The sequence below is a fragment of the Rubripirellula reticaptiva genome, from assembly GCF_007860175.1.
GTDB lineage: Bacteria > Planctomycetota > Planctomycetia > Pirellulales > Pirellulaceae > Rubripirellula > Rubripirellula reticaptiva.
Genome location: NZ_SJPX01000001.1, coordinates 778187 through 791635 on the forward strand (window position 1 = coordinate 778187; position 13449 = coordinate 791635).

Annotated in this window: 12 protein-coding genes; 10 read left to right on the plus strand and 2 right to left on the minus strand. The window is 56.7% G+C overall.

What is annotated here, in order from left to right:
• The first annotated feature begins 29 nt into the window (after positions 1-29).
• The 6 genes from secG (at position 30) to Poly59_RS02950 (ending at position 4814) form a co-directional block, all read left to right on the plus strand.
• The gene (secG, locus tag Poly59_RS02925; protein ID WP_146532549.1) at positions 30-542 is read left to right on the plus strand and encodes a preprotein translocase subunit SecG; all 513 of its coding nucleotides are present in this window, start codon (positions 30-32) and stop codon (positions 540-542) included.
• 163 nt (positions 543-705) lie between these two features.
• Positions 706-1632: a YicC/YloC family endoribonuclease gene (locus Poly59_RS02930; RefSeq protein ID WP_146532550.1), complete on the plus strand. Its 927-nt coding sequence runs from the start codon at positions 706-708 to the stop codon at positions 1630-1632.
• Positions 1629-2231: a guanylate kinase gene (gene gmk, locus Poly59_RS02935; protein ID WP_146532551.1), complete on the plus strand. Its 603-nt coding sequence runs from the start codon at positions 1629-1631 to the stop codon at positions 2229-2231. The genes Poly59_RS02930 and gmk overlap by 4 nt, the downstream gene beginning before the upstream one ends.
• On the plus strand, positions 2216-2488 hold the full coding sequence (locus Poly59_RS02940; protein ID WP_146532552.1) for a DNA-directed RNA polymerase subunit omega: 273 nt from the start codon (positions 2216-2218) through the stop codon (positions 2486-2488). The genes gmk and Poly59_RS02940 overlap by 16 nt, the downstream gene beginning before the upstream one ends.
• 103 nt (positions 2489-2591) lie before the next feature.
• The gene (locus Poly59_RS02945) at positions 2592-3149 is read left to right on the plus strand and encodes a flavoprotein (RefSeq protein WP_146532553.1); all 558 of its coding nucleotides are present in this window, start codon (positions 2592-2594) and stop codon (positions 3147-3149) included.
• 6 nt (positions 3150-3155) lie between these two features.
• Positions 3156-4814 carry a putative manganese-dependent inorganic diphosphatase gene (locus tag Poly59_RS02950; RefSeq protein ID WP_146532554.1) on the plus strand — a complete coding sequence of 553 codons (1659 nt, stop codon included), beginning with the start codon at positions 3156-3158 and terminating at the stop codon, positions 4812-4814.
• Between the two features lie 135 nt (positions 4815-4949).
• On the opposite strand, the gene Poly59_RS02955 is transcribed toward Poly59_RS02950, so the two are convergent.
• Both Poly59_RS02955 and Poly59_RS02960 read right to left on the minus strand, forming a co-directional pair.
• Positions 4950-6038, minus strand: coding sequence for a sugar kinase (locus Poly59_RS02955; RefSeq protein ID WP_146532555.1), 1089 nt, complete (start codon positions 6036-6038; stop codon positions 4950-4952).
• Between the two features lie 65 nt (positions 6039-6103).
• Positions 6104-6916, minus strand: a complete 813-nt coding sequence (locus Poly59_RS02960; RefSeq protein ID WP_146532556.1) for an SDR family oxidoreductase — start codon at positions 6914-6916, stop codon at positions 6104-6106.
• Positions 6917-7033: 117 nt separating this feature from the next.
• Between Poly59_RS02960 and Poly59_RS02965 the strand changes: the two genes are divergently transcribed.
• The 4 genes from Poly59_RS02965 (at position 7034) to Poly59_RS02980 (ending at position 13299) form a co-directional block, all read left to right on the plus strand.
• A complete protein-coding gene (locus Poly59_RS02965; RefSeq protein ID WP_146532557.1) occupies positions 7034-10801 on the plus strand; it encodes a protein kinase domain-containing protein in 3768 nt (1255 codons plus the stop codon).
• Between the two features lie 115 nt (positions 10802-10916).
• Entirely contained in the window at positions 10917-11498 is a 582-nt protein-coding gene (locus Poly59_RS02970) for a hypothetical protein (protein WP_146532558.1), read from the plus strand.
• 114 nt (positions 11499-11612) lie between these two features.
• On the plus strand, positions 11613-12317 hold the full coding sequence (locus tag Poly59_RS02975) for a PDZ domain-containing protein (RefSeq protein WP_146532559.1): 705 nt from the start codon (positions 11613-11615) through the stop codon (positions 12315-12317).
• Positions 12318-12516: 199 nt separating this feature from the next.
• Positions 12517-13299, plus strand: a complete 783-nt coding sequence (locus Poly59_RS02980) for a hypothetical protein (RefSeq protein WP_146532560.1) — start codon at positions 12517-12519, stop codon at positions 13297-13299.
• Positions 13300-13449 lie beyond the last annotated feature (150 nt).

Consider the following 13449-nt stretch of genomic DNA (forward strand, 5'->3'; position numbering starts at 1 on the left):
CCATTCAATCTACAGTTCTTGGTATTTCGATGACGTTTCTGCTAATCGGTAGTGTTTCCAGCACCCTGCTGGGATTCTTGATGGGCTTTTTGTCGTTGTTCTTGATCCTGTTGATCTTGATCCAACGGGGCAAAGGCGGCGGTTTGACGGGTGCCTTGGGCGGTCCGGGCGGACAAAGTGCGTTCGGCAGTAAAGCGGGTGACACTTTCACCGTGATTACCGTCGTGGTCGCAGCCGTTTGGGGATTCACCTGTGCTTTCACGATGTGGTTGCTGGGCACTCACGCGCCGTCGCCGATCGCAGATTCGACGCTGTCAGCGGGCCCTGGCGATCAAGCCACCCAGACCGGCAACGAACTCGTGATTCCACCAATGGGCGGCTTTGACGGTGCCAGCTTAAGCGGCCCAGACGCCGACGCGGAACTGACCGAAACGCCGGAACCCGCCATGGTTCCGGTCGAAAAGACGACGCCAGCCGACGAGCCAGTGGCTGAAGACGCCGCTCCTGAAGAAACGACGGCCGAAGAAACAACCGCCGAATAATTCCGCTCTCAAGAGCCAAGGCCAAGATCGGAGCCCAGCTGCCGGATGGCGATTTCGATCGCACACAGACGGGTTACCCTAGGCCGATGACCATCGTGCTAGCACCCGGACGCCGAACTCATCCCCCTGAAAGCTTCGGCGATCTCCACGTCGCGTTGAACCTATGAAATCATTCAATCCTGCTGGCGTGCGTAGCATGACCGGCCAAGGACACGCGGCCCAGCAAGGTGAATTGGGGACCCTGACCGTCGAAGTCCGAACGGTCAACAATCGCGGTTTCAAGTGTTCATCGCGGATTAGCGATTCGCTGTCGGCGATCGACAACAAAATTGAAAGTTTGACTCGTTCCTTGATCCATCGAGGAAGCGTTTCGTTGGCCGTTTCGTGGCGAAAACCCGACGGCGGCAGTGGCCCCGGCATTGATACCGATGTTCTGTCGGCCTACGCCAAGCAATTGCAGCAGGTCCGAGACGATTTGAATGACCCGGCGATGACGATTGAATTATCGTCGCTAATGACGCTGCCCGGCGTGCTGGTTGCGGCTCGCGAAGACCGCCGACAAGACGACGAACTGTGGTCGTTTGTGAAATCGGGGATCACCGCTGCGATCGAAGACTTGGACAGGATGCGCGAAGTCGAAGGCGCTCACATGGCATCAACGCTTCGAGGCGATGTCGAACTAATCGCGACCGCGTTGGAACAAATCCGCATTTTGGCTCCGCGGGCAGTCGAGGCGTATCGGCAACGCTTGGAAACCAAGATCGACCGGATTTTTTCCGAGCGCAGCATCGACGTCCAGCCAGTCGACCTGCTGCGAGAAACGCAAATCTATGCGGATCGAGTCGACATTAGCGAGGAAATCACTCGCCTAGACAGCCACTTGCAAATGTTCAATCGCGTTTTGACAGGCGATGACGACAGCGACCGTCGCGAACCGACTGGCCGCAAACTAGACTTCGTCATCCAAGAAATGTTCCGCGAAACCAACACCATCGGCAGCAAAGCGTCGGATTCGGAGGTTTCGGCACACGTCGTCGAAATCAAATGTGCGATCGAACGAATGCGAGAACTGGTTCAGAATCTGGAATGAGTGACGGATACCCTGGCCGATTGATCATCATTTCGGGCCCCAGCGGGGCCGGAAAAAGCACCGTCGTGCGCGAATTGATGAGCAAATGCGAATTGCCGCTGGTTTTGAGCGTTTCGGCAACGACGCGACCGCCCCGACCGGGCGAACAGGACGGGGTACAGTACTTTTTTCTGTCGAAAGACGAATTCAGCAAGCGGAAATTGGCCAACGAGTTCCTAGAATGCAAGGAAGTGTTTGGCCTCGGGCACTGGTACGGGACGCTACAGTCACAGGTCGCCTCTGGCCTGAAAGCTGGAAAATGGGTAATTTTGGAGATTGACGTCCAAGGTGCGACGACAATCCTTGAAAACAAGACCTTTAACCCAATCTCGCTTTTCATCCATCCCGGCAGCATGGATGAACTGGAAAAACGCCTTCGGCTTCGCAAAACCGAAGACGAGGACGCGATTGCCGCGCGACTCGAAACGTCGGTCAGTGAGATGCAGTATCTGCATCGATATCAGTACGAAATCATTAACGGATCCGTCGATGTGGCGGTCGCCGAGATCTGTCAAATTTTGAAAGACCAAAAGGAAAAACAACCATGCTCGAAGAACTAAAAGAAGAAGAAATCGTCAACAAGGTCGGTGGACGTTTCAAACTGAGCACACTGATTCAAAAACGTTTGGTGCAACTGAACCAGGGCAGCCGCGCGCTTGTGAACGTGGACACTCACGACAAAATGTCGATCGTGCTGCAGGAAATCATGCAAGACAAAATTGTCCTGAACATGGACAACGAAGTCGCAATGTCAGCCGACCTGGACGCTGCGATTGCGTTGGCGGAAGGCCCCGATTTGGACATGTCGGATCTGTAAGATTCGGATCGCTAATGTTCCTCCCTCCCGGATGTCGGGAGGGCTGTGAACGACCTTTTGGGCCCTCTTCGTCACCCTGGCCTTTTATGAAATCAGCTAACCGATGAATCGTCCACGCCAGAACATCTTGCTGGCCATCGGTGGCGGGATCGCCGCGTACAAGTCCGCCATTCTGTGCAGTCGGTTGGCTCAGTCCGGCTACAAAGTTCGCGTTGCGATGACCGGGGCGGCTGGTGCTTTCATCGGTGCCCCCACTCTTGCGGCCCTATCGTCGCGACCGGTTGCGACGGAAATGTTTGACACCCGTTATCCGCTTGGGCCGCATATCGAACTGGCTGATGGTGTCGATTTGATGATCGTCGCACCCGCGACTGCGAATTTACTGTCCAAGTTCGCAGGCGGCGCTGCCGATGACTTGGTAAGCACCCTGTACCTGCAAGTCACGTGTCCCGTTTTGCTGGCTCCGGCGATGAGCGATCCAATGTGGAACAAGCCGTCGGTCAAACGGAATGTCGTCACTCTTGGCAATGACGGTTGCCACTTCGTCGGCCCAGAATCAGGTTGGCTCAGTTGCCGGACTCGCGGTGAAGGCCGGATGAGCGAACCCGAGGTGATTTTGGCGGCCGCCGAATCAATCCTCGGCACCCACAACACGGTTTAATTTGCTATGTCGCTTTTCGTTTTCGGTCACCGCAATCCCGACACCGATGCCATCTGCAGCGCGCTTGCGTATGCCGATTTTTTGCGTCGGACGACGCGGCCCGACGCCGTCGCGGCATGCTGCGGTACGCCGAACGAGCGAACAGAATTTGCCCTCAAAAAGGCGAAACTGCAGCCGCCGCGGATCATCATGGACATCCGCCCCGAATTAGAAGACGTCTGCAATCGCAAGCCGGTCGTTGCGACCAAAGATGATGTGTTCTTTGACGTCTATCAACGGATGAACGACCACGAAATCCGATCGATTCCCGTGCTGGACGAACTAGGCCAAGTGACCGGAATCGTGACGCTTTTGGACCTGCTTGAATTGATGCTGCAAGGCGGCGTCGACCCGACCCGATCACGACAAGTGACCAGCACTCTGGCCAAAGTAAACTCCGTCGTCGATGGCAAGTTCCTGCACAGCGTCGAACCGGACCGAGTCGATGACTATGTCGTGACCGTCGGTGCGATGAGCGCCGAAGGGTTCACCAGACGGATGAAAGAGTTTCCGCCTGAAAAGTTGCTGGTCGTTAGCGGTGATCGACCAACGATCCAACTTCCCGCGCTCGAAATGGGCGTGCGTGCATTGGTTGTGACCGGCGGGTTTCAACTGTCGAGCGGCTTGATGCAATTGGCAAAGGCCCAAGGTGTCTCTGTCATCACCAGCCCGTACGATACCGCAACCACCACGATGCGGATCAAGACGGCGCAGCGGATCGAGCCAATCATCGACACCAACTTCATGAAGTTGTCATCGAAATTGCCGGTCGCAGCGGCGAGACATCAGGTTTTCCGCAGTTCGCAAACGATCTTTCCGGTCGTTGACAACGGAAAACTGTTCGGCGTGATCAGCAAGACCGACTTAGTCAATCCACCCAAGATCGAAATCGTTCTGGTCGACCACAATGAGTTGTCGCAAGCGGTCCAGGGTGCTGAAGACGCGGACATCATCGAAGTATTGGACCACCACCGGTTGGGCGGATCGCTAAAGTCAAATAACCCCATGCGGTTCTACATGGAACCGGTCGGGTCTACGTGCACCTTGGTGGCCAAAATGTTCCAGCGTGCCGGCATCAACCCGTCACCTAGCATCGCGTTATGCATGGCTTCGGGAATGATCAGCGATACGTTGTTCCTGCGTTCACCGACGACAACGGACGTCGACCGGGAAATGCTTGATTGGCTTGAACAACTTTGTGATGTCGATATGGGCGAGTATGCCAACGAGTTCTTTCAAGTTGGCTCAGCGCTGCGATCCTGTGCTCCTGAACAAGTCGTCCGCGAGGACTGCAAAGAGTTCGAAGAATCGGGTCGGCGGTTTTCGATTTCACAAATCGAAGAGATCGGCTTTGACCTTTTTTGGCAACGTAAAGACGAACTCACCAAAGCGCTGGAAGAAATGGCCGCGCAGAACTCGCTGGAGTTCTCGGCGCTGCTGATTACCGACATCGCCAGCAACGGCAGCCTGTTGCTGATGAGTAGCGAACCGGACGGTTGGGAAGAGATCAGCTATCCGCAACTCGAAGACAAGCTGTACGAACTCGAACAAGTCGTCAGCCGCAAGAAACAACTGCTGCCGCTAATCATCAGCCTCTTGGAACTGCCACAGGCGCCGACCGCGTAGCGTCGACGACAACGATTGATCAATTCAGTTTGCGAACGCAATGATCAGCCGCTTCGGCGACACTCCCAGTTTATGGTTGACGAAACCGACGCAACCGCGGCGCGGCTGATTCAATCGACAAAACGCTTCGAGTTTTTAGCGTTGAACTCGTGCACTGCCGCCTTCGGCGAAAGCTTCGACTTCTGGCAGGATCGCTCGGCTGACGTCGCCGGTGAAGGTCGTCAACAAAGCGCCATGGGCCCAGCCCAGCTTCAGCGATTCTTCGGGCGTGCGTCCGTTGATCAAGCCGTAGATCAAGCCCGACGCGAATCCGTCACCGCCACCGATGCGATCGATCACGTCCAGTTCGGCAGTCGGTGCGATGTATTCTTTGCCGTCGTACCAAAGCACGGCACTCCACGAGTGCCGGTTGGTCGAGTGGACTTCTCGCAACGTTGTCGCGACCGCTTTGACGTTGGGGAACTTCTCGACCGCATCGCCGATCATCTTGAAGAAGTTCTTGGGGTCCAGCTTTCCGTCTGACTTTTCTTCGACGTCTGGTCCCTTGATGCCACAACCCTTTTGCAGGTCTTCTTCGTTACCGATCAGAACGTCGACGTTCTTGACGATCTTGGCCATCATTTCTTGGCCCTTCGCCAGACCACCAATGGTGTCCCACAACTTGGCGCGATAGTTCAGGTCGAACGAACGAATTGCACCGGCGCGGCCGGCGGCTTCCATCATTTCGATCACGACTTCGGCGGTGGTTTCCGACAATGCTGCAAAGATCCCGCCGCTGTGAACCCAACGCACGCCACCGGCAAACATCTTGTCCCAGTCAAAGTCGCCTGGCTTCAGCATTCCGCCCGCTTCGTTGGCTCGGTTGTAGAACACAACCGGGGCACGAACGCCTTGACCGCGATCGCTGTAAACGGTCGCCATGTTAGGGCCACGAACACCGTCGTGCTTGAAGTGCTTGTAGAACGGCTTGACCCCCATCGCCGCGACTTGGCGCTGGATCAATTCACCGATCGGGTTGTTGACCATAGCCGTAGCAACGGCGGTCTTCAAACCAAAGCAAGATGACAAATTAGCGGCGCAGTTGTATTCGCCACCGGATACGTGGACTTCAAAATTGTTAGCGGTGCGAAACGGGATCACGCCCGGATCAAGACGGTGAACCAATGCACCGAGTGCACAGAAATCGATTGCTTTTTCGCCGCTAGGAATGTTCAGTCCGCTCATGTTCTTGAATCTATTTTGGTGATGGGAAAGTTAAGTTTTACAGAGGATTGCCGAGGAACGACCGATCAGATGGTGACCGAAGCAAAGCCGCCGTCGACCGCGATATTTTGGCCGGTCACAAACGACGATGCTCGTCGACTGGCCAACCATACAACTGCGCCGGCCAATTCGTCAGGCTTGCCGAATCGATCCATCGGTGTGTGGCCAATGATTTGTCCACCACGCTCGGTATACGAACCGTCATCGTTGAACAAAAGTTTTCGGTTCTGTTCAGCAGGAAAGAAACCTGGGCTGATCGCGTTGACCCGAACGCCGGTCGTCGCCCATTCTCGGGACAACCACAACGTCAGGTTGATGACCGCCGCTTTGGCTGCCGAGTACGCGACGACGCGGGATAACGGGATCATGCCTGACATCGAGGCGATATTGATCACACTGCCGACGCCTGCGGCGATCATGTCGGGTCCGAAAATCTGGCTCGGCAACAGAGCACCGCCGACCAAGTTCAGATCAAAGACGTCACGCCACGCATCGAGCGGCAATTTACAAATATCGCCGCCAGGCGGGATCGTGGCGTCGGGCCGGTTTCCGCCGGCCGCATTGACCAGAATTGAAGCCGGACTGCCCGACCATTTCTTGATCGCTTGACGAGCTTCGTCCAGCGATTCGGCCGATAACCCGTCGGCTGCGAAGAATTTGGCCTGCCCGCCGGCGTCAGTGATCTTCTTGGCTCGGGCGTCTCCACGTTCGGCATTGCGGCCGACCACGGCCACTTTTGCACCGAAGGACCCGAGGGCCTCCGCCATCATTCCGCCAAGCTCGCCCGTGCCGCCGATGACGACCGCGACATCGTCGTTTAATTCAAATAGATTGTTCATAGGCGAACAATTTAGTCGGTGCCAGGACGTGTTAATAGGTGTCGCGAGAACCATTTCCGCAACAACCAGACGCTATCCTAGTGCTCAGCCATATCCGCAGTTGGGAGCCCAGCCGTTTTGAGCGATCCAGATCCTGAGAACGCCGCTCGCGTTGAATCAATCTTCTTCGACGCCCTCGACCTGCCGGCCACCGAGCGGGACGCATTCATCGATCGTCAATGTGCAGGTGACGAAAATCTAAGGTCCAAGGTCAATGATTTGCTGGCCGCCGATGAAGCCGCCGCCGGCGAAGATTTCTTGAAATCGGCTTTTATCGCAAAGCAAGTCGTCGACGACTACGGATCGCCCGAACCGCATCATGCCGTGACTGATCATTTTGATCCGGACAGTCCGTCAAACGATGACGGCGAAACCGGTCGGTTTCGAATTTTGTCGCGGCATCAACAAGGCGGACTCGGCGAAGTACTGATCGCGCTGGATCAACAACTCGGCCGCCAAGTCGCAATCAAGCAGATCAAACCCCAGTGGAAGAATCACCGTGAAGCTCGCGAACGATTCGTCCAAGAGGCCGAAGTCACCGGGCGGCTAGAACATCCGGGCATCGTGCCGGTTTACGCGATGGGAACTTGGCCCGACGGACGGCGTTTCTACGCGATGCGGTTCATTCAAGGCGACACGCTTAAACAAGCGATTGTTGACTACCATGATTCCAATCCGCATGAAACGCCGTCGGTGCGGCAACTGGGTTTGCGCCAGTTGTTGGGAAAATTTGTCGATGTCTGCAATACGATCAGCTATGCCCACAGCCGCAAAATCTTGCACCGCGACATCAAGCCGGCCAATATCATGGTTGGTCCCTATGGTGAAACGCTGGTCGTCGACTGGGGCTTGGCAAAGCTGCTCGATGCGCCGCAAAGCGAATCGATGACTCAGGCGATCATTGATGAGATTCGGCAAAATAGCGACTCGACGCCGACACGTTTTGGTGGCACCGTGGGCACGCCCCAATACATGAGTCCCGAACAAGCCGACGGACGGATCGACGAAATCAGCACGCGAACGGACATCTATCTGCTGGGCGCAACGCTATACGAAATCTTGGCAGGACTTCCGCCACATCGCGACGACTCGCTCAAACGTCTGTTGCCTCGCATCATCGCTGGTGAATTTCCGCCGCCACGTGATATCGTCGCCGATGTTCCACCAGCGCTGCAGGCGGTTTGCTTAAAAGCCATGTCGCGTGAACCCCGAGGTCGTTACGGAAGTGTTTCGGAGATGGCGACGGACATCGAACGATGGCTAGCGGACGAACCTGTTTCGGTCCATCGCGATTCGCGGCCGGTGCTGATCGGCCGCTGGGTCCGTCGCCACCGCACGCTGGCCTATTCGGCGGCTGTCGCAGCGACTCTGGTCACGGTCGGTTCGATATCGGGGTCCGCGATCTGGAACACGCTAAAGGCGAAACAGTTTCGCATCGAACGAGAGAACAATGCCAACGCGTTGGCGCTCGATGTCGTGTCCGCCCGACGACTGATTGAGCTGCGAACGTCTGCCGAAGGCGCAATCGATTTGGCCGAGAAGGAAATTGCTGCCAATCGATACTCATCGGCGCTCGGCGTCTTGAATCGCGCCATTGACTCGCTTGACGAGGAACCCGAACTGCGCGACATCCAGGACGAAACCGCCGAGAAAGCGATTCAGCTGAGCCGCATCGTCGACTTCTATCAATACGCCGACGAAACCAGTCTCTACAACGTATTAGCCCGCGACAGCCGTTCCATTGCCGCTTGTCGTGCGTCATTGGAATCGCTTGGCGTTTGGGATCATCCCGATTGGTGGTTTCGATTACCGGCGAGCGATCTTTCACCCGAACAAGCAGACCGGCTGCGATGGGACGTTTACCAGCAATGGATGTTGCTCGACGCGATGCTGATCAAGACCGCTGGAACGCGATTGACGGGTATCGGGCGAATTACTTCAAACGGCGGACTGTTCGGCGCGACGCGACGATTTTTGCGCACCAGTGAAGGCAAGAGCGAATGCAGATCGGCTGAAATCGTCAGCCGGCGAATCGAGATGTTTCGCCGTTCCGAAGCCGCCCACTGGTATCGTCGCGCTGCCGAGTTTCGATTGATGAAGGGATCACGCTTGGCTGCCAGTGAGCTTGGATTGCCTCAGACTGCGACGGACTCACATGGTCTGGGCGTCTTGTCGATGATTGCGGCGATGGACCCGAATTTCGAACTGTTCTTTCGCAATTACCAGGGTGATGACTCATTGGTCACGTCGCGCGACTTGTTCCTCCGCGCGTCGACTCAGCGACCCAACCATTACTGGACCAGTTTGGCGCTCGCCCAGGTCGAATTCTTAATGGCCGAGCGAGACGGTGGCGACGACCCACGCCAATACGACGCCGCGATCCAAGCCATCGGGCGTTGTATCGCAATCGAACCTCAGAAGTGTTTTGCGTTTGCCGATCGATCATCGATGTATCGCGCCCAAGCAAGACTGATCGAGCGTTTACCGGCGGCCGATTCTCAGTTCGACGCAGCCGATCGAAAACGCCGAGCCGCCGAGCTTCGCCGATGGAGTTTGGCGGATGCGACAGAAGCCGATCGTTTGTCGCGAAACCAACTCGAAGGTGAACAGCCCTGGGTCGGCTGGCAACATGGACTGGCAATCTACGATTTTGACTCTGATGATGCGGCACGTGTCGACCGAGCGATCGACCGGTTCACCGAGACTTCGAAGCTGACACTAGCGTTAGTTCCAATTGTCGACGCATCTCTGGTCCGCGCGGATGATTTGAGGGGGCGCGACGAGGCGGCCGAGGTTGTCAAAGCGATGGCGGATCGATCGGCCAAAGACCCGAAGTTCCCCGCACTGTTGGCATCAATTCGGCTTGGTCAGGATCGATTCGACGAAGCGAAGCTGGCTGCCGAGGAAGCGATTCGGCGATCACCTGATTCCGCCCTTGCTCACGCCGTGGCGGGATTGCTGGAATTGCAAGACGAACGGCCCAGTGCTGCGCAAATCGGCAGAGCGACGGCACACCTTAACGCCGCCAAACGCATTGACGCAAACCATGACTGGATTGATTGGGGACTTGGACGATGTTTCGAACACCGCGACCGACTTGCCGAGGCGATGACGGCGTATCGCGAAGCCTTTGCCAAAGCAAGAACGACAGACCACCGGGCGGCAGCCATGCTGGGGCAAGCCAGAATTTTTGGTGCGACCACGCGGTACAAAGAATCGAGAGAGGCTATCCAGCGGGCTCGCATCTTGGAACCGGCGACTGACTTAATGCTGACGGTGATTCGTCCGCTGGGCCTGCGTTACGGATCGATGCAGAAGGTTGCACCCGAGAACGAAAAGCTGCCAGCGATGAAAACGTTCTTGGAATCGTTAGTGACCATCCCTCGGATTAGCGACTTTGAAGTCCCCGTCGCCGATGAAGGTCCGTTTCGTGCTGCCGTGCTGAACGGTGGTTTCGAACTTGGCTCAACTCGTTATTGGACCGACGACGCGGATGCTCGTGTGATTCGAGATGATTCGCATGACGGCGAACAGTGTTTGATGATTCCCGCTGCAACCCGCGGAAGCGTAATTCAAGTGTTTCCGGTTCAGCCGGCGTCGAACTACCGAATTGAGATTTGGGCGAAAACGGTCGACGACCGACCGGCGACGTGCCGTGTTTGGTTGGACGCATCACAGGTCATCGAATTCCGACCGGCGGCCGATCAGTGGACCGCCGCCGAGGGCACATTCCAAACCACCGACCAAACTTGGCCGCCAGTAACCGATACGACGCTGCGGATCGAAGTATCGGGCGAGGGGCGGATCAAGCTGGATGACGTCCAGGTTTGGTGGAGCCCGAAGTAGCTGGGAAAAACTTTCTGAAAAACGTTAAGGGGTTTTTACGGAATTGCCGCAGGTTTGGGTGAGGCGGCCAAACGGGTCGCCAAGTTCCCGCAAACGCCCAAATCAAAGAAATCCCATGACTCACTCGATCACCCTGACCACCGTCGTTCGCACCATTTTCGCTGGCCTGGCTTTGGCCTCTATTCTTTCGCTTTCCGCATCCACCGCATCGGCCCAGTCGGCTGGATCTTGGGTCGACATCGGCAACGGATTCGCCGGAGCAGGCGGATCGGCGACCGGCCCGATCTCGATCGTCAAGAGCCGCAGCAGCTCGAAGAACGGTATGCAATTCGGGCACGGTTTCGCTCTCGGGGCCGGTCCCAACGGCTTGGCAATCAGCAACTCAATCGGTGCCGGAGCCGGTCCGGGTGGCGTCGCTCACAACATGAATCTGAACATCGGACCAGGCGGCACCCACTTCAGCCACGGTGGCGTGACCAGCACCGGCGGCAACCGTCGTGTCATTTCGGGTGGCCAAACCGGCATCCAAAACGGCCAAGTCTACGGCGGCAGCCAATCGACAGGATTCGGCCAAAACACCAACGCCTGGTCCAACAGCCACACTCGCCAATGGGGCCAGCCGACCTACCAGACCTTTCCGGTCAGCAATGGATCTTTCAACAGCGGTTCGAACCACCGAGTCTTCAACCGCCGCTAACACGAAACCAATCTCCAACCGGTCTTCGTCGCCCTGCGGGACGACGACGGCCTTTTCTTCGTTCAAGTTCTTTGTTCAATAAACCAACAACGCCTTCAACCACCGAGCCATCCTATGAAACGCTTTTTCATCGCCGCCGCTCTGCTGACCGTCACGGCCACCACTTTGCCGGCCCAAAATGACCCTCTAACGGCAATCGCAGACAACTCCATCGCCAACGAGTGGGGAATGGCACTGACCGAAGTTCCAGAACTGTTACGGATGCACTTACCGCTGCTTCGCCCCGACACGGGCATGGTGATCGAGAGCGTCACCGCGGGCAGTCCAGCCGCCGAAATGAGACTTCGAGCCGGCGACATCCTGACCGAGGTCGACCAAAATCCCGTCCGCACCTCAGCCGACTTGGGGCACCCGAATCCGCGAATCGGGCTGATGGTGATCCGTCGCGGCATCCCAGAAATGCTGGTCGCCGGCGGTGAAATCCGCCGAATGCCGATGCCCCGCTGGAACAATCGATTTCCAGCAAATCAAGCGAACCGAGGGGTCATGGGCGGAGGTTCATCGGCCGTCGGCAGCTCACCAGGCACTCGGCAATCGGCATCTTCGTCGGTTTCGTCGTCCGTTTCTGGTGACGGCGAATCGGTATCGGTAAGCCAGAGTGGCAACCAGGTCTCGCTAGACATCGCGTCCTCGAACCCCAACATTGGACGTGTTCGATTGAGCGGAACAATCGCAGAAATCCAAGAACAGCTGCAAAACGGCGACCTGACCGATGACGTCAAAGCAGCTGTGCGACGTGCCTTGCGAGGTGCTCGATGATCGCAAATCCATCATCGAAAACGCGAAATACCAGCACCCGCCGGGGCGTTTGGTCCGGTTTGAGGGATTGCAGAACAGCAATTCTGCATTTTTCCTTCGATTTATTCAAGGGGTTGAACGACATACGACGCAGGTTTGACTGTCACTTCCCGAGTATGCTGAATAAGCTCCCCGTTTTACCCCCCAAGAGAGACTGACCATGTCTTTGAAAATCATCTCGCGACGTTCCGCCCTCGCTCTCGTCGCTTCGCTGTCGCTAACGGCTTCGGGTGCTTCGGCCCAAAACTTCAATCCAGGTCAAATTGGCGTCGGCGGCCCAGGACCGATCAACGGAAATCCAGTTTACGGTGGTGCCCCGATCAATGGCGGCGTCCCTGTTAATGGAGGAGGCCAGATCAGTGCAGGAGGATGGTACAACCCCGAAATTTACAACTCGGGCCGTCAGGTTTCTGACGTCCAGTACGATCCCTTCACCGGTCGCGTCATCGTACGAACGGACAAGAACACGGTTCGCGAAAGCGTACTCGACCCGAACCGATCCAACGTCGATCCAGGTTCGTATCGCCAAGTCAATCGCTACGAAACCGATGTCAACGGCGTCCAGTGGCATGTCTCGGGAACCCAGTGGACGTCCAACGGTGTGCCGCACGGAAACCTTTCACGGCGACAAGTCGGCGGAGTCAATCATGGCGGCGGCATCGTCGAAGACCGAAATGAAAACGTGATTTACAGTGCCCGGCCAGGCGGTCAAAGCACCAGCCCTGGCCCAGTCCAACCTGGGCGTCCGAGCCAGGGCGTCTACCCAGGCCAAGGCGGTTTTCCCGGCCAGGTGGTCTACCCCGGCCAAGGCGGCGTCATCGAAGACCGAAACGAACACGTCCAGTTTTCCGCCCCACCAACACGCTCGAGCCAGCCTAGCCAGCCCGTTCGCCGCGGCACAAACCTGCGCTCGCTGGGTCGACGTCTGAATCCTTTCAACTAGCCTTCACGATGAATGGCCCCAGAGCCGTTCATTGGTAAGACCTACCTAACGATTTCATCACCAACGCCGATTCCTTCGATGGATTCGGCGTTTTTTCGTTGGTTCCTAGCCCCCCAATCCTCAAACAGCAGTAGACGCATCAAAAGAAAA